Origin of the sequence: Nitratireductor sp. OM-1, assembly GCF_003296175.1 — a bacterium.
GTDB classification, from domain to species: domain Bacteria; phylum Pseudomonadota; class Alphaproteobacteria; order Rhizobiales; family Rhizobiaceae; genus Nitratireductor; species Nitratireductor aquimarinus.
In genome coordinates, this window is sequence record NZ_CP029208.1 from 299,140 (window position 1) to 315,593 (window position 16,454).

Below are 16,454 nucleotides of genomic sequence, written 5' to 3' on the forward strand. Positions count from 1 at the left end.
CATGCCAGTCGGCAAAATCCAGCTATTCCGCAGCCTTCAGAAGCGTCCCCGGCTCATCGCCATCCTCAAGACGCTGCCTGAGCCGCGCCCGCTCGCCGGCAGCCTTTTCGGCGTTGCCTTCCTTGATGTAGCCGAAACCGCGAATGAGAGAAGGCACCGAAGCCAGAGCAACAGCGGCCTCAGCACGCTCGGGCGACAGAAGCGCCTCGATGCGATCCAGATCGCTTTCATACTCGGCAAGCAGCCTGCGCTCCATGCGCCGTTCTTCGGTGCGACCGAAGAAATCCAGAGCGGTTCCGCGCAGGCCCTTCAGGCCTGCAAGCAGGCGGAAAGCGGTCATCATCCACGGACCGAAAGCCGACTTCCTTGGATGGCCCTGCGCATCGTGACGACCGAGGATCGGTGGCGCCAGATGGAACTCCAGATGGTCGTAGCTCTCGAACTCGGCGGCGAGCTGACGCTTGAAAGCGCCATCCGTATAGAGCCGGGCAACCTCGTACTCATCCTTGATGGCCATGAGCTTGAAGAGATTGCGGGCGGCGGCTTCCGTCACTGCCGTTGAGCCTGGTAACGCCTTTTCCTCGGCGGCGCGCAGGCGGGCGATGCGGGCGCGATAGCGTTCCGCATAGGCCGCGTTCTGATAGCCGGTGAGGAACGTCGCACGCCGCTCGATGACCTCGTCCAGCGTCTGCGACAGGGGCTGGCGCACATTGCCATTGGACGATTTGGCGACAAGCCGGCGCACATGCTCGGGATCATGCGCGGCCCGGCGGCCCCAGCGGAAGGCCGAGACATTCATGGACACGGCCTGCCCGTTGAGCGCGATGGCCTTCTCGATGGCTTCCGCCGATACGGGTAACCCGCCGTACTGATAGGCCATGCCGAGCATGAACATGTTTGCGCCGACGGAATTGCCAAACAGCACGCTGGCCGTGCGCGTGGCGTCGAAGAAATGCGCCTTCTCCTCGCCTGCCGCAGCGCGAATGGCCTGTTTCAGCCGTTCGATGGGCAGCGAGAAATCGGCGGAGCGGGCGAAATCGCCCGGCATGACTTCCGCCGTGTTGGCCATGAACAGCGTGTGCCCGTGGCGTGCGGACGCCAGAACCTTCTTCGCGCCTGAAACGACGAGATCGCAGCCCAGAACCAGATCGGCCTCGCCTGCAGAAACGCGGATGGCGTAGATGTCTTCAGGCGTCGGCGCGATGCGCAGATGCGTGAACACCGCCCCGCCCTTCTGCGCGAGGCCGGCCATGTCGATGATGCCAGCGCCCTTGCCTTCCAGATGCGCGGCCATGCCGAGGATTGCGCCGATGGTGACGACGCCGGTGCCGCCGATGCCATCCACCACGGCCGACCAGCCGCGCTCCATCTGGTAAAGCGCAGGCTCCGGCACACCTTCCAGCGGATCGTTCGCACCGGTGACGCCCTTCGCCTTCTTCAGCTTCGCCCCGTGAACGGTGACGAAGGAGGGGCAGAAGCCGTTGACGCAGGAGAAATCCTTGTTGCAGCTGGACTGGTCGATGCGGCGCTTGCGGCCGAATTCGGTTTCCTGCGGCTGCACCGAAACGCAGTTCGACTTGACGCCGCAATCGCCACAGCCCTCGCAGACCAGCTCATTGATGAACACGCGCTTGTCGGGATCGGGGAACGTGCCGCGCTTGCGACGGCGGCGTTTTTCGGCGGCGCAGGTCTGATCGTAAAGCAGGACCGAAACGCCCTTCACCTCGCGCAGATCGCGCTGCACCTGATCGAGATCGTCGCGGTGGTTGATGGTCGTGCCCTGCGGGAACGCCACCACGCCGGCATATTTTTCCGGCTCGTCGCTGACCACGGCGATGCGTTCCACACCCTCGGCGCGCACCTGATCGGCAATCATGTCGACGGTGAGACCGCCCTCATGCGGCTGGCCGCCGGTCATGGCCACGGCATCATTGTAAAGGATCTTGTAGGTGATGTTCGCACCGGACGCGATGGCGAAGCGGATCGCCATGGAGCCGGAATGATTGTAGGTGCCGTCGCCCAGATTCTGGAAGAAATGCTCGCGTTTCGAGAAGGGCGCCTGGCCGATGAACTGCGCGCCCTCCCCGCCCATGGCCGTGAAACCGATATTGGAGCGGTCCATCCAGGTGGCCATGAAGTGGCAGCCAATGCCGCCGCCGGCGATGGAGCCCTCGGGCACATTGGTGGAAGTGTTGTGCGGGCAGCCGGAGCAGAAATAGGGTGCGCGACCGGAGACGTCCTTGGTGTCGGCAAGCATCGCCTGAAACTGGCGCAGGCGCGACACATGAGCCGCGATCTCTTCGGACGGGCCGATTACCCGCAAGATGCGCTCGCCGATGGCGATGGCGATCTCGTTGGGATCGAGTGCCGCAGTGGGCGCAAACAGGCGTTCGCCCCTCTCGTTCACCTTGCCGATGATCTCCGGCTGGTTGGCCGTGCCGTACAGGTTTTCGCGCAGCTGCACCTCGATGAGCGAGCGCTTCTCCTCCACGACGATGACCATGTCGAGACCGCGCGCGAAGTCGCGCATATGCTCCACGTCGAACGGCCAGGGACAGGCCACCTTGAAAAGACGGATGCCAAGCTGGTTGGCGCGCGCCTTGTCAATGCCCAGATCGTCGAGCGCCTGACGCGTATCGAGATAGCTCTTGCCGAGCGTGACAATGCCGATCTTCGCCTTCGAACCGCCGGAATAGATGATGCGGTTGAGGTTGTTGGCCTGCACGAAGGCGGCGGCGGCAGCGCGCTTGTAATCGTAAAGCCGCGCCTCCTGGCCGAGCATGTTGATCTCGTTGCGGATGTTCAGCCCGCCGGGCGGCATGTCGAATTCCGGGCGAACGATGTTCAGCCGTTCAAGCGAGACATCCACGGCTGCGGTCGACTCGATGTTGTCCTTCACGCATTTGATCGCCGTCCAGGTGCCGGCGAAACGGGAGAGCGCGTAACCGTAAAGCCCGTAATCGATGAGCTCCTGAACGCCGGCCGGGTTCAGGATGGGGATCATCGCATCCACGAAGGCGAATTCGCTGGCGTTGGCGACGGTGGAGGACTCGGCCGTGTGGTCGTCGCCCATCAGCGCCAGGACGCCGCCATGCTTGGAGGAACCGGCCTGATTGGCGTGGCGGAACACGTCGCCGGACCGGTCGACGCCCGGCCCCTTGCCGTACCAGACGCCGAAAACGCCGTCATATTTGCCCTCGCCCAGAAGCTCGGTCTGCTGCGAACCCCAGCAGGCGGTGGCGGCCAGTTCCTCATTCAGGCCCGGCTGAAAAATCACATTGGACGCTTCAAGCTGCTTCTTGGCCTTCCACAGCTGGAGATCGAGACCGCCAATGGGCGATCCGCGATAGCCGGAAACGAAGCCTGCCGTGTTGAGCCCTGCGCGTCGATCACGCTCGCGCTGCATCAGGAGCATGCGGACAACCGCCTGCGCGCCGGAAACGAAGATGCGTTCCTTGGTCAGATCATACTTGTCGTCGAGCGCAACGTCATGAAGCGTCATGAATTATTTCCTCCTCCGCGGATCACGTGTTGGAAACGTTTCCGCAAGGGTAGTTTTGTATTCGACCGGCATCCCGTCAAACGAATTTGCCGCTCGGGCCACAATGCGCAACACCGCAGCAAAGCAGCGATTTGAAAGGACATTTTATTAGCCCTGCAACGCGTGCGACGAACGAATCTAACGGCGCCGCACTTACACTTCTCCCGTTCCGTGCGGCGAGTGCAACAGCCACATCCATTAATTTAGGTGGGCAGCGCAAAAAGGCGACTTTTCTTGCGCCATTACTTTTGCAGCCGCAACAAAGCTGCTAATCACTCGATACCCGTTTTACGGGCAGGAAGGGCAGGACAGGGAACAACTGCCGCCCAACCAAAGGGGAAATGCAAGAGGGCCCATATGGCAGATCACACCGCGCAACTCGCCGTGCGCGCAAACGGCGGAGGTTTGTGACCCCGTGCGCGCAATCGCTTCTCTCGTCCGCGCCATAAGCGGATTGAACGCCTTTATCGGAAACGTCTTTTCCTGGCTTTCGCTGGCCATCGTTCTGGTCTGCTTCACCGTCGTGGTGCAGCGTTATGTCTTCTCCGTCAGTTTCGTGTGGATGCAGGATCTCTACATCTGGCTGAACGGCGCAATGTTCACGGCGGTGGCCGGCTTTGCGCTGTTGAGAAACGACCATGTCCGCGTCGACATCTTCTACCGGCCCGCCAGCACAAGGCGGAAGGCCGTGGTCGACCTGATCGGCGTGTTCCTGTTCCTGCTGCCTTTCTGCTGGATCGTCGTCTATTACGGCTGGAGCTTTGTTAGCCGGTCATGGCGGCTGGGCGAAGCGTCCGCCAATGTGGGCGGCATGCCGGGGCTTTTCATACTCAAGGGGTTCATCCTTGCTTTCGCGGTGCTTTTGGCGTTGCAGGGCATCGCCATGGCGCTGCGGTCCATTCTCGTCCTCAATGACGCAGAAGACCTCCTGCCCCCGAAACTCCGTTACACCAACGATGAAGAAGAGCAGCCGGAGGCAAGCGTCTGATGGATCCGGTTCTTATTGGCGAGCTCCTTTCGGGGCTCATGTTCTTCGGCATTATCGGCTTTCTGCTCCTGGGCTTCCCGGTGGCTTTCACGCTGGCCGGCGTATCGCTCATGTTCGGCCTTGTCGGCATGTGGTTCGGCGTGTTCGACCCGTCCAATTTCGGCAGTCTGGCCAACCGCTATATCGGCTACATGACCAATGAAGTGCTGGTGGCCGTGCCGCTCTTCATCTTCATGGGCGTGATGCTCGAACGCTCCAAGATCGCCGAGCAATTGCTGCTTACGATGGGCAAGCTGTTCGGCAATCTGCGCGGCGGCCTTGGCATGTCGGTCATCATTGTCGGCGCGCTTCTTGCCGCTTCCACCGGCGTGGTGGGCGCAACGGTCGTCACGATGGGCCTGATTTCGCTGCCGGCCATGCTGCGCGCGAATTACGATCCAAAGCTGGCGACCGGCGTCATCTGCGCGTCGGGCACGCTCGGCCAGATCATCCCGCCATCCACCGTTCTCATCTTCATGGGCGACATGCTTTCGGGCATCAACGCGCAGGTGCAGATGGCCAAGGGCAATTTCGCCCCGGTGCCCGTCTCCGTCGGCGATTTGTTCGCCGGCGCGCTTCTGCCCGGCGTCATGCTGGTGGCGCTCTATCTCGGCTGGACAATCTTCAAGGCCATCTTCGATCCCGCCTCCTGCCCGGCAACGCCGGTGCCACCTGAAGAGAAGAAAGAGCTGCTTGGCGAAGTCGCGGTGGCGCTGGTGCCGCCGCTGCTTCTGATCATGGCCGTTCTGGGCTCCATTCTGGGCGGCATCGCAACGCCGACAGAGGCAGCCTCCGTGGGTGCGGTGGGCGCAATGGTGCTGGCGGGGCTCCGCTGGCGGCTTTCCTTCGCGGTTCTGCGCGAGACGGCCATCGCCACGGCCTCCATCACCTGCATGGTGTTCATCATCCTGTTCGGCGCGTCCGTGTTCTCCATCGTCTTCCGCCTGATGGGCGGCGACAATCTGGTGCACGAGTTCCTCGCCAACCTGCCGGGCGGCACGCTGGCGGCCGTGGCCGTGGTGATGCTGATCATGTTCCTGCTGGGCTTCATCCTGGATACGTTCGAGATCATCTTCATCGTGATCCCGATCACCGCACCGATCCTGCTGGCTCTCGACGTGGACCCAGTGTGGCTCGGCGTTCTGGTGGGCGTGAACCTGCAGACGAGCTTCCTGACGCCGCCCTTCGGCTTTGCGCTGTTCTATCTGCGCGGCGTCGCGCCGCCCAATGTGAAGACATCGATGATCTACAAGGGCGTTCTGCCCTTCGTGGGACTGCAGGTGCTCGCAATCGCGATCATGTTCATGTTCCCCGAGATCGCGACATGGCTGCCAAGGGCGATCTACAATTAAGGCGTCCGGCAGCCGGGTGATCTGCTCCAGCTGCCGCATGCAAGGACTGCCGCTCAAGAGGCGACAGTCTGACGGCAACAAAAAAGCCCGGGCCAATGCCCGGGCTTTTTTATTTCAGCCGAAACCGGTCAGATCGAGAAGTACTTCTTGCGCGCCTCGATGAAGGGACCATCCGTGCCTTCGGTGCGGGTGCGCAGGATGTTGAGCGACTCGATGAAGCTCTCGGTCGTCTTCTTGGTGAGCGCATCACCGGAATCGCGCAGCTCGCCCATGATCTCGGCAGCGGCCACCGCACCGGCCTCGACGATATCGTCGGGGAACTGACGCACATTCACGCCATGCTCTTCGACAAGCGTCTTCAGCGCACGCGGATCGTTGGCGTAGAAGTCCGAAGCCACCTGGTCGTACTCGGCCTGGCAGACGTCACGGACGATTGCCTGCAAATCAGCCGGCAGTTCCTGATACTTCGCCTTGTTGACCACCAGCTCGGTTGCCAGACCCGGCTCCACGAAGCTCGGGAAGTAGTAGTTCTTGGCAACCTGATAGAAGCCCAGCGCCAGATCGTTGTAGGGACCGACGAACTCGGCGGCGTCCAGCGTGCCGGACTGCAGTGCCTGGAAGATCTCGCCGGCGGCCATGTTGGTGACCGTTGCGCCAAGCTTCTCCCACACGCGGCCACCGAGGCCAGGGGTGCGGAAGCGCAGACCCTTTACGGAATCGAGACCCGTAAGCTCATCGCGGAACCAGCCGCCGGCCTGCGTGCCGGTGTCGCCCGACAGGAAGCCCTGAACGCCGAACTGATCGTAGATCTCATCCCAGATTTCCTGACCGCCCATGTAACGCACCCAGGCAGCCATCTCGCGCGAGGTCATGCCATAGGGAACGCCGGTGAAGAAGGAGAGCGCGGGGCTCTTGTTCTGCCAGTAATAGGCCGCGCCGTGGCTCATCTCGGCCGAACCGTCAATGACGGCGTCGAGCGACTGAAGCGGCGGCACGAGTTCACCGGCGGAATAAACCTGTACGGTCAGGCGACCGTCGGATGCGGCGGTGATGCGGTCGGCGAGACGCTGCGCGCCAACACCCAGTCCCGGAAAATTCTTCGGCCAGGTCGTAACCATGCGCCAGGTCTGGTTGCCCTGCGCAATCGCCGGCGTGGCCAGTGCTGCAGCGCCTGCGCCGGCGCCGGCAAGGCTGGCCTTCCGGAGAAATGAACGACGATCCATGAAATACCTCCCAAGTATTCAAAAAGCGAAAAAAATGGCCGTTAAACGGCCTCTTCTACTGAACAGTGACGCGTGTAAACACAATCATCCCGTTCCGAACTGTTATCAATACACGCAGCCGCGTGGGTGTCTAGCGCGAACGGAATCTGGCCCGATGAAATTTTGTGAGTGCCTCTAGCCAGCGAAAAACCGCAGAGAAAGCCGGCTTTCAAAGAAAATACCCCTTTTCGAACCCGGCTGAATCTTCCCCAAACGCCTCAAAACGCCCCCTTACCCCTCATTTTCAACAGGAAAACGTCCACGCACACGCAGGGCGGCCCGCGCAATGTCGACTTTTGGCTCACTTGAAGCCACGCTGCATATGCAACACAAAGCAAACACCCGAGAATCATAAAAAAACGATCCGGGGGGAACACATTGCTGGGAGGAAAGCATGGCGGGGCTCCTTGGCCTTTCGCGCCTCATAGACGCTATTAATCGTTTCATCGGGAAACAGGTTTCCTGGCTCATCCTGTTCGCGGTGCTGGTCTCCGCCTACAACGCCATCGTGCGCTTTCTCGGCGACGGGCTGCCCGCCTATCTGCCGATTCCCCGCGCCTCCAACAGTCTTCTGGAACTTCAGTGGTATCTCTACGGAACCGTGTTCCTGCTGGCGTCCGCCTACACGCTGCAGCGCAATGAACACATCCGCATCGATATCGTCTCGAGCCTGTTTTCCAAGCGCACGCGCGACTGGATAGACCTGTTCTGCCACATCTTCTTTCTGCTGCCCTTCGTCACGCTGATCGTCTGGCTGAGCTGGCCATGGTTTCAGCGCTCCTTCGTGTCGGGCGAGATTTCGGCCAATGCGAGCGGACTGATCATCTGGCCGGCGAAATTCATGGTGCTCGCCGGCTTCGTGCTTCTGACCGCGCAGGCGGTTTCCGAAATCATCAAGCGCTGGGCGGTTCTGAGCGGCATGATCGACGAGCCAAATCCGCAGCATGAACTCCACCCGGCAGCGGAAGCCGCCATCGAGATGGAGGAAAAGCGCGATGATTGATTTTATCGCCCACAACCTCGCGCCCATCATGTTCGTGACCGTCATGGCGATGCTGCTGATCGGCTACCCGGTCGCGTTCACGCTGGCCGCGGGCGGTCTGCTCTTCTTCGTCATCGGTGTCGAGCTCTCGCACATTTCGAGCGAGATCCGCCTCTTCTGGCCGCTCCTGCAATCGCATCCCGAGCGCATTTACGGGATCATGTACAATGACACGCTGCTGGCGATCCCGTTCTTCACCTTCATGGGACTGATTCTCGAACGTTCGCGCATGGCCGAAGACCTGCTCGACACGATCGGCCAGCTCTTCGGGCCGGTGCGCGGCGGGCTTGCCTATGCGGCGGTTCTGGTCGGCGCGCTTCTGGCGGCGACGACCGGCGTGGTCGCCGCATCGGTGATCGCGATGGGTCTGATCTCGCTGCCGATCATGATGCGCTACAATTACAATCGCGGCTTTGCGACCGGCACCATTGCGGCCTCCGGAACGCTGGCGCAGATCGTTCCGCCGTCGCTGGTGCTGATCGTCATGGCCGATCAGCTCGGCCGTTCGGTCGGCGACATGTATGTGGGCGCGTTACTGCCGGCACTGGTCATCATCGCGGCCTATTGCCTGCTGGTTTTCGCGGTCACCATCTTCAAGCCGGAATGGGCGCCTGCACTGCCGCCGGAGACCCGCAAGCTCGGCGGCGGCGTCATGTCTCTCATCCTTCTGATCGCCGCATCCGTGGCGATTTATTTCGCCACCTATCACACCGTCTTCGCCGAAATGCGCGGCGAGGTGCGGCTTGTCTGGGCGGCCACCACGGCGACGATCTTCGCGCTTCTGTTCAGCCTCGCCAATCGCTATCTCAAACTGAACATCCTCTCGCGGCTGGCCGAACAGGTGGTGATAGTGCTAATCCCGCCGCTGGCGCTGATCTTCCTCGTGCTCGGCACCATCTTCCTGGGCATCGCCACGCCGACCGAGGGCGGCGCGATGGGGGCCGCCGGGGCGCTGCTCCTCGCCATCGTCAAAAGAAGGCTCACCTTCACCGTTCTCAAACAGGCTCTCGACGCAACGACGAAGCTCTCGGCATTCGTCATGTTCATCCTGATCGGCGCGCGCGTCTTCGGCCTGACCTTCTACGGCATCAACGGCAATGTCTGGATCGAGGAGCTTCTACTGGCGCTGCCTGGCGGCGAGATCGGCTTCCTGCTCACCGTCACGGTGATCGTGTTCATTCTCGGCTGCTTCCTCGACTTCTTCGAGATCGCCTTCATCATGGTGCCGCTTCTGGTGCCGGCAGCGGAAACGCTGGGCATCGACCTGATCTGGTTCGGCGTCATCCTCGGCATCAATCTGCAGACATCGTTCCTGACACCGCCCTTCGGCTTCTCGCTCTTCTATCTGCGCTCCATTGCGCCGATGAAGGAGTGGAAGGACGAGGTGTCCGGGCGGATATTGCCGGCGGTCAAGACGACGGAGATCTACAAGGGGGCGATCCCGTTCATCATCATCCAGTTCCTGATGATCATCCTTGTGATCAGCTTCCCCGGCCTCGTGACCCACTACAAGAAGGAAAGCACGGTCAATCCCAGCGAGGTGGAGATCAACATTCCCTCCTTCGGCAGCGGCAATGATGGCGGACCCGGATTTGGGCTGCCCGGCGGGCTCGGCAGTTCGCCCTTCGGCGCGCCACCCGGCCAGTCCGGCGGCAGCGATGGCGGCGCGCAGAACAACGGGCTGCAATTGCCGGGCCTTGGCGGCCTGCCCCCGATCGGTGCACCCGCCGATGTGCCGGAAGCCGCACCGCAGGAGCAGGAGCAGGAGCAGAAGCCGGCGACCCCGGATCTCAGCCAGCCGCCAAGCTTCGACTGACCGAACCGACAGCCAAAAGAAAACCCCGGAGCGACCGCTTCGGGGTTTTCACTATCTGCATCCAATCAGAAGGCTAGAGCTTGCCGGCCCGCTGCTGGATCATCATGAAGGTATCGAACGTGTACTCGGAAAGCTGCGCCCACAGATAGGCGTCCTTCTTGAAGGCCTGCTGATTGTCGTAGATCTTCTTGAAGGTCGCGTTCGAGCCGTTGATCTCGCTGTAGGTCTCCATGGACGCATTGTAGCACGCTTCCAGGATTTCCTGGCTGAACGGCCGCAGCTGCGCGCCATCCGCCACCAGCTGACGCAGGGCTGCCGGGTTCTTGTAATCGTAGCGCGCCATCATGTCGGCATTGGCCGCGCGACAGGCCGCATCGACAACGGTCTTGTAGGCATCCGGCAGTTCGTCCCACTTCTGCTTGTTGAACATGGCGTGGAGAACCGGGCCGCCTTCCCACCAGCCGGGATAGTAATAATACTGGGCGACCTTGTTGAAGCCGAGCTTCTGATCGTCATAGGGACCGACCCACTCCGTCGCGTCGATCGTGCCCTTCTCCAGCGCCGGATAGATGTCGCCGCCGGCGATCTGCTGGGGAACGACACCGAGTTTCTCGATGATCTTGCCGCCCATGCCGCCAATGCGCATCTTGAGGCCCTTGAGGTCCTCGACCGTGTTGATCTCCTTGCGGAACCAGCCGCCCATCTGTGCGCCGGTGTTGCCGCATGGCAGGGCATGGAGACCCTGCTCATTGTAGAACTCGTTCATCAGCGTGTTGCCGTCGCCATAATAGAACCAGGCATTCTGCTGACGGTAATTGAGGCCGAAAGGGATGGCGGTGCCGAGCGCGTATGTCGGGTCCTTGCCCCAGTAATAATAGGAGGCCGTGTGCGCCATCTCGACCGTTCCGGTGGCGGCTGCATCGGCTGCCTGCAGACCGGGCACGATCTCGCCGGCGGCAAAGACCTGAATTTCGAAATTCCCGTCCGTCGCGCCTTTCACGAAATCGGCCATGGTCTCGGCTGCGCCGTAAATCGTGTCGAGCGCCTTGGGAAAAGACGAGGTGCAGCGCCAGGTGATCTTTGGCATTGACTGGGCGATTGCCGGCGTTGCCAGGGCTGAAGCGGCAGCGACACCCGTGCCGGCCATGCCCGCCTTCTTGATGAAGGTTCTGCGGTCCATATGTTTTCCTCCCATTCTGGAACCGTCTGCCGAAGCACGCATGCACTTCGACCCGTTTATGGTTTCGTCGCTCCATATGTTTGCTTTTCTTGAGCGCCGAAAGCCTTGCGCATCAATGCACGCAGGGGTTTTCAAGTCCAGCGCCGAGCCCCCCGTTTACGACCAATGTCGAAGACCCAAGAAAAGGCTCAAACGCCCCTTTGGAAACGCTTCGGCAATCTCTACATTCGGCTTCAACACACACAGCCGCCAACCTACGGAAATTCAAATGCCCACGCCCCTCATCGCCGTCACGACGGACGCAAAGGATCTTGAGAAATACACCTGGCACGCAACGCCGCAGCCCTATCTTGACGCGGCGATCTCGACCGCCGGCGTGCTGCCGGTTCTCGTGCCCTCGCTCGGCGACAAATACGACCTCGACAGCCTGCTCGAGACGGTCAACGGCGTGCTGGTGACGGGATCGGCATCCAACGTCTATCCGGCGCTCTATGGCGGAGACGCCACGGACGAGAACGGCCCCTACGACCATGCGCGCGACGCGACGACACTGCCGCTCATTCGCCGGGCCATCGAAAAGGGTGTGCCGCTTCTGGCGATCTGCCGCGGCATTCAGGAGCTCAACGTGGCGCTTGGCGGAACGCTGGCCATGGAGGTCCACGAGCGCGACGGCGCGTTCGACCATCGCGGCGACGAGGAAGCCGCGTTCGATGCGCGTTTCGCCATCCGCCAGTCGGTGAAGATCACGCCGGGCGGGTGCCTGGCGGGACTGTTCGACACGTCAGAGATCGCGGTGAACTCGGTGCACCGGCAGGCGGCATCGACTGTCGCGCCGCGCCTTCAGGTGGAAGCCATGGCCGATGACGGAACCGTTGAAGCCGTTTCGGTGAAGGATGCGCCGGGATTTGCGCTCGGCGTGCAATGGCACCCCGAATACTGGGCGCACAATGACAATGCGTCGGCACGAATCTTCAAGGCTTTCGGCGAGGCCGTTCACCGGCACGCAAACGCCCGCATCAGCGCGCGGATTGCGGCGGAATAGGCTCAGTCTTCGCGGTAGAGGCTGAGAAGGGGCGAGCTGGGTCGCAGGGACTCATAGGTCACCCCGTCGCCGGGGAAGAACTCGACCAGCGTTTCCCCGGAAGCAGAGAGGAACGCGACCGTGCCATCGGCGCGTTCCTGCCAGACCCGCGCACCGGCAAGTGCGGGCACAAGCTGCGCGCAGGCGCTGTCGAGGGTCAGTGGCGCCTCGCCGGATGTGTCCGCGCGGCGCACCTTGCACACATCTTCAAAACCGATGCGCATCAGGGTGAATTCGGAGGCGTTCGTTCCTGCAAGCGCTTCCTGCGTCAGCGGGGTTTCGGAGCCATCCCTGGCCGAAACCGCATCTGAGAAATAGCCGCCCGAGGCCAAAAGCGTGGCCAGCAATACACCCGACACAAACAGTTTCATATAGGCGGAACCCCCAACTCAAAGTAGAATCGGAAGTTCCGCTTTCCTGGTTAACAAATCGCTAACGAAGCGCCATTCAGCGCGTGACGGAAGCCGTTTCCGGCACCGGCGTAATCGGCTGCCCTTTGACGAACCAGGAGACGAGATTATCCACCACCAGATCGGCCATCCCCTGCCGCGTGGCCACCGAGGCAGAGCCGACATGCGGCAGCAGGGATGCGTTCTCCACGGCAAGCAGCGCCTCGGGCACGTTGGGCTCATCCTCAAACACATCAAGCCCGGCAGCGAAGATCGTGCCATCCTCAAGCGCCCTGACGAGAGCTGCCTCATCAACCGTGCTGCCGCGACCGATATTCACGAAAACACCATTGGAGCCCAGCGCCTTCAACACCGCTTCATTGATGGCCTTGCTGGTTTCCTCGCCGCCGGGCGCGACGCAGATCAGCGTATCGACGGCAGAAGCGAGCCCCAGAAGCGTGTCGTGATAGGCATAGGGCACATCATCGACCGCTCGGCGGTTGTGATAGGCAATCGGCAGGCCAAAGGCTGCAAGACGCTGTGCAATGGCGCGGCCGATGCGGCCCATGCCGAAAATGCCGACCGTGCGCCCGCGAAGCGACCCGCGCGAGAATGGGTAAGCGCCCTCGCGCACCCAGTAGCCCTCGCGCAGCCATGCTTCGGCGCGCGGCAGCTCGCGCACCGTGTTGAGAAGGAGCCCGACGGCCGTGTCGGCAACTTCGTCAGTCAGCACGTCGGGCGTGTTGGTCACCATCACACCCTTGCGGGCGGCATGCGCGGCATCGACCGCATCATAACCCACGCCGAAATTCGCGATGATCTCAAGATTGGGCAGCGCATCGATAAAGGCGGCGTCCACCACCGTCATTGAAGCAATGCCACGCACTTTCGCGGCCATCTCTTCCGTGACCAGAGTGGCGTCGGCCTGCTCCAGCGTCAGGAGTTCAAATTCTGCATCAATGCGTTCCAGCGCGTGCGGGTGCAATCGCCCCGGCACCAGAATGGCGGTCCCCTGCGTTTCCGACAAATCCACTCTCCCAATAAGATCAACAGTAAAGGCCAGGACGAAACCGGTCAGCGTTCGACCGGTTTCCCCGTCGACTGGCGTATGTGCAGCTCCGGCTTGATCAGCTCCTGAGCAAGGTTCACATCAGCGCCGTTCAGCCGGTCCAGAAGGACCCGCGCAGCGCGGCGGCCAACTTCACGCTGACCATTCCAGACCGTCGTCAGCGCCGGCGTGGCGATGGCGGCTTCCTCCAGATCGTCATAGCCGGTGACGGAGACATCCACACCCGGCACGAGGCCAGCGCGCGCAATGCCGTTCATCAGGCCGATGGCAACGAGGTCGTTCCAGCAGACGGCAGCCGTCGGCTTGTCCTTGAGCGCGAGGAAAGCACCGGCGATCTCGAAGCCCGCCTGCTTGGTGCGCGGCCCCGGAAAACGCCATTGCGGCTTGATCTCCAGCCCCGCCTTCTGCATGGCGTCGACATAGCCCTGATAACGGTCGCGACCCGTAGAGGTCTGATCCGTGCCACCGATCATGGCGATGCGCGTGTGACCGAGCGAGATCAGATGGTTGGTGGCAAGCCCCGTGCCATAGGCGTCGTCACCCCGGAACACGGGCACGCGCGCGCCCTCTACCGAACGTGCAATGAGCACCGTCGGCAAACCGTTCTCCTCCACAAGACGAATGTCCTGCGGCGGCGTGCCAATGGCCGGCGACATGATCACCCCGTCTGCGCCAAGCTGCAGAAGCGTGTCGATGAAGGTGCGCTGTTTCTCAAGCTGGTCGTAATGGTTCGACAGCAGAAAGGTCTGGCGCGACCGGTCCAGCTCGCTTTCGATGGAGCGGAGAATCTCGGCAAAGAACGGGTTCATGATGTCGTGCACCACAACCCCGATAATGCCGGATCGCGAGGTGCGCAGGCTGGCTGCGCGCCTGTTGTAGATGTAACCGATCTCCCGCGCATGCTCCTTGATGCGCTGGCGCGTGGCATCTGCCACCAGCGGGCTGTCGCGAAGCGCGAGAGACACGGTCGCCGTTGAAACACCAAGCGCTTCGGCGATTGTTGAAAGCTTGATCTTCTGCGCCAGTCGACCTCTCCCCTACCCGCAATACCAACCCGCATCTGGTGTCGGACAACGACAGATGCGTCGGATCCAACCCAAAATCAGGTCGTGACAGATTAAGCCACCTTAAACTGTTTAAGGTTGCTTATGCCATGGCTGGGGAAAAGGTCAATCTAGTTACGCATTCTGCATAGAAAGCTTGATCAAGCCGATCCTCGGGCGTCGCTGGAAACGCCGAAGATCCTAACTACGCATCGACCTCCGCATCTTCGTCCTCGTCAATCATGTCGTGGCTTTCGCCATTCAGATTGGCTTCGATTTTCAAGAGGAGCGTGGCGAGGGCCTTTTGATCTTTTTTATCGAATCCCTTCAGTGCGAGCTTCTCGGTTTTGCGAACCGATTTTTCGATTGCCTTGATGGCCTGCTCGCCCTGTTCGGTCAGAAAAATATGGGCACGTCGTCCGTCTTCGTCCGATAATCGCTTTTCCAAAAACCCCTGATTGGCAAGTCGATTGATTGTTTTCGTAATGGTTGGCGGCCTGACGCCTAACAGTCCGGCAAGCTGACTTGGCGCTTGCCCGTTTTCAATGGATAAGGCTAACATGATCTTGTCCTGGCCGGCATAGAAGCCGTGTGCCAGAAGCCGCTCGGCCAGAGCGGTACGTGAAAGCCTGGCGGCCGACTGCAACAACCCTATCGTCGCGCCCCTTACAGCTTTGGCCATATATTTAGTCCCCTTTAGACATCCTCGAGAATGAGTTAGAACGCCCCTGCGGTCAAAATAGCCGTAACGAAGCTCAATGCAACCTAAGATTGACCAGTTTCATACCAATGGGGATGGTCTACTTTTGGCTAAGCATACAACGTTATCTCGTCTTGAGGCAGTCGGTATTAAGCAATGACCACACAAGAAGTTCCCTCCGCTCAAGGCAAAAGGATTTCCATTTTGCCTCTGGGCGCAACAGAGCAGCATGGCCCGCACCTGCCGCCCGAAACCGACTGGATCATCGCCCAAGCCATTGCTTCAAAAGCAAAAAGCGCCTGCCCCGCAAATCTCGACATCACGTGTCTTCCGGTTGAGAAGATAGGCTATTCTATCGAACACTCGGACTCGCCGAAAACGCGCAGCCTTTCTTTCGATGAAGCCGTTGAACGCTGGGTCGGCATCGGTGAGGCGCAGAACAAAGCCGGCGCAAAAAAACTGGTCCTTTTGAACGCTCACGGCGGAAACTCACCGCTTTTGACCATCGTGGCGACGGAATTGCGCGTTCGATTCGGCATGCTGGCGGTCGCCACGAGCTGGACCCGCTTCGGCTATCCGCAGGATCTGGTCTCCGACGAGGAGCGCGCGCTGGGCATCCATGGCGGCTTCATCGAAACATCGGTCATGCTGGCGCTGCGACCGGATCTCGTCGACATGGAGAAGGCGGCAGACTTCCAGTCTGCGCAGGCCGCCTTCCGCCGCGACTTCAGGCATCTGCGCGCCTACGGGCCACACGCTTTCGGCTGGATGATGCGCGATCTCTCGCCGGTGGGCGTGACAGGCAACGCGGCGGCTTCCAGCGCAGAAGCGGGCGAACGCATCATCGACAACGCAGTCACAGGCTTCGTCGAGCTGCTTGTCGATGTCGACCGGTTCGATCTGTCCCATTTCGAAGACTGACCGTGCAATCGGCAAAACGCCGTCTTATATA

13 protein-coding genes are annotated in these 16,454 nt (G+C 61.1%); 6 read left to right on the forward strand and 7 right to left on the reverse strand.

Going from position 1 to position 16,454, the window contains the following annotated elements; all coding sequences use genetic code 11:
- Positions 1-22: 22 nt before the first annotated feature.
- Positions 23-3,502, reverse strand: coding sequence for an indolepyruvate ferredoxin oxidoreductase family protein (locus tag DEJ54_RS01355; protein ID WP_113152977.1), 3,480 nt, complete (start codon positions 3,500-3,502; stop codon positions 23-25).
- A gap of 454 nt (positions 3,503-3,956) precedes the next feature.
- Here DEJ54_RS01355 and DEJ54_RS01360 point away from each other — a divergent pair, with 454 nt between their 5' ends.
- Both DEJ54_RS01360 and DEJ54_RS01365 read left to right on the forward strand, forming a co-directional pair.
- Entirely contained in the window at positions 3,957-4,529 is a 573-nt protein-coding gene (locus tag DEJ54_RS01360) for a TRAP transporter small permease subunit (RefSeq protein ID WP_113152978.1), read from the forward strand.
- The gene (locus DEJ54_RS01365) at positions 4,529-5,920 is read left to right on the forward strand and encodes a TRAP transporter large permease subunit (protein WP_113152979.1); all 1,392 of its coding nucleotides are present in this window, start codon (positions 4,529-4,531) and stop codon (positions 5,918-5,920) included. Before DEJ54_RS01360 ends, DEJ54_RS01365 begins: the two co-directional genes overlap by 1 nt.
- Positions 5,921-6,048: 128 nt before the next feature.
- Here the strand turns inward: DEJ54_RS01365 and DEJ54_RS01370 are convergent, their stop codons facing one another.
- Entirely contained in the window at positions 6,049-7,143 is a 1,095-nt protein-coding gene (locus tag DEJ54_RS01370) for a TRAP transporter substrate-binding protein (protein ID WP_113152980.1), read from the reverse strand.
- A 433-nt stretch (positions 7,144-7,576) separates the two neighbouring features.
- Here DEJ54_RS01370 and DEJ54_RS01375 point away from each other — a divergent pair, with 433 nt between their 5' ends.
- Together DEJ54_RS01375 and DEJ54_RS01380 are read left to right on the forward strand one after the other, a co-directional pair.
- The gene (locus DEJ54_RS01375; protein ID WP_113152981.1) at positions 7,577-8,185 is read left to right on the forward strand and encodes a TRAP transporter small permease subunit; all 609 of its coding nucleotides are present in this window, start codon (positions 7,577-7,579) and stop codon (positions 8,183-8,185) included.
- On the forward strand, positions 8,178-10,040 hold the full coding sequence (locus DEJ54_RS01380) for a TRAP transporter large permease subunit (protein ID WP_113152982.1): 1,863 nt from the start codon (positions 8,178-8,180) through the stop codon (positions 10,038-10,040). Before DEJ54_RS01375 ends, DEJ54_RS01380 begins: the two co-directional genes overlap by 8 nt.
- Before the next feature lie 73 nt (positions 10,041-10,113).
- Here the strand turns inward: DEJ54_RS01380 and DEJ54_RS01385 are convergent, their stop codons facing one another.
- Positions 10,114-11,220: a TRAP transporter substrate-binding protein gene (locus tag DEJ54_RS01385; protein WP_113152983.1), complete on the reverse strand. Its 1,107-nt coding sequence runs from the start codon at positions 11,218-11,220 to the stop codon at positions 10,114-10,116.
- Between the two features lie 268 nt (positions 11,221-11,488).
- Between DEJ54_RS01385 and DEJ54_RS01390 the strand changes: the two genes are divergently transcribed.
- On the forward strand, positions 11,489-12,262 hold the full coding sequence (locus DEJ54_RS01390; protein WP_113152984.1) for a gamma-glutamyl-gamma-aminobutyrate hydrolase family protein: 774 nt from the start codon (positions 11,489-11,491) through the stop codon (positions 12,260-12,262).
- Positions 12,263-12,264: 2 nt separating this feature from the next.
- Here the strand turns inward: DEJ54_RS01390 and DEJ54_RS01395 are convergent, their stop codons facing one another.
- From DEJ54_RS01395 to DEJ54_RS01410, 4 genes are all read right to left on the reverse strand, one after another.
- Positions 12,265-12,672 carry a hypothetical protein gene (locus DEJ54_RS01395; protein ID WP_162742201.1) on the reverse strand — a complete coding sequence of 136 codons (408 nt, stop codon included), beginning with the start codon at positions 12,670-12,672 and terminating at the stop codon, positions 12,265-12,267.
- A 76-nt stretch (positions 12,673-12,748) separates the two neighbouring features.
- Positions 12,749-13,717 carry a 2-hydroxyacid dehydrogenase gene (locus DEJ54_RS01400; RefSeq protein ID WP_113152986.1) on the reverse strand — a complete coding sequence of 323 codons (969 nt, stop codon included), beginning with the start codon at positions 13,715-13,717 and terminating at the stop codon, positions 12,749-12,751.
- A 47-nt stretch (positions 13,718-13,764) separates the two neighbouring features.
- Positions 13,765-14,784: a LacI family DNA-binding transcriptional regulator gene (locus DEJ54_RS01405; protein ID WP_113152987.1), complete on the reverse strand. Its 1,020-nt coding sequence runs from the start codon at positions 14,782-14,784 to the stop codon at positions 13,765-13,767.
- Positions 14,785-15,007: 223 nt separating this feature from the next.
- Positions 15,008-15,484 (reverse strand): MarR family winged helix-turn-helix transcriptional regulator, encoded by a 477-nt coding sequence (locus tag DEJ54_RS01410; RefSeq protein WP_113152988.1) that lies wholly within the window; start codon positions 15,482-15,484, stop codon positions 15,008-15,010.
- 174 nt (positions 15,485-15,658) lie between these two features.
- Here DEJ54_RS01410 and DEJ54_RS01415 point away from each other — a divergent pair, with 174 nt between their 5' ends.
- Positions 15,659-16,423 (forward strand): creatininase family protein, encoded by a 765-nt coding sequence (locus DEJ54_RS01415; RefSeq protein ID WP_113152989.1) that lies wholly within the window; start codon positions 15,659-15,661, stop codon positions 16,421-16,423.
- Positions 16,424-16,454 lie beyond the last annotated feature (31 nt).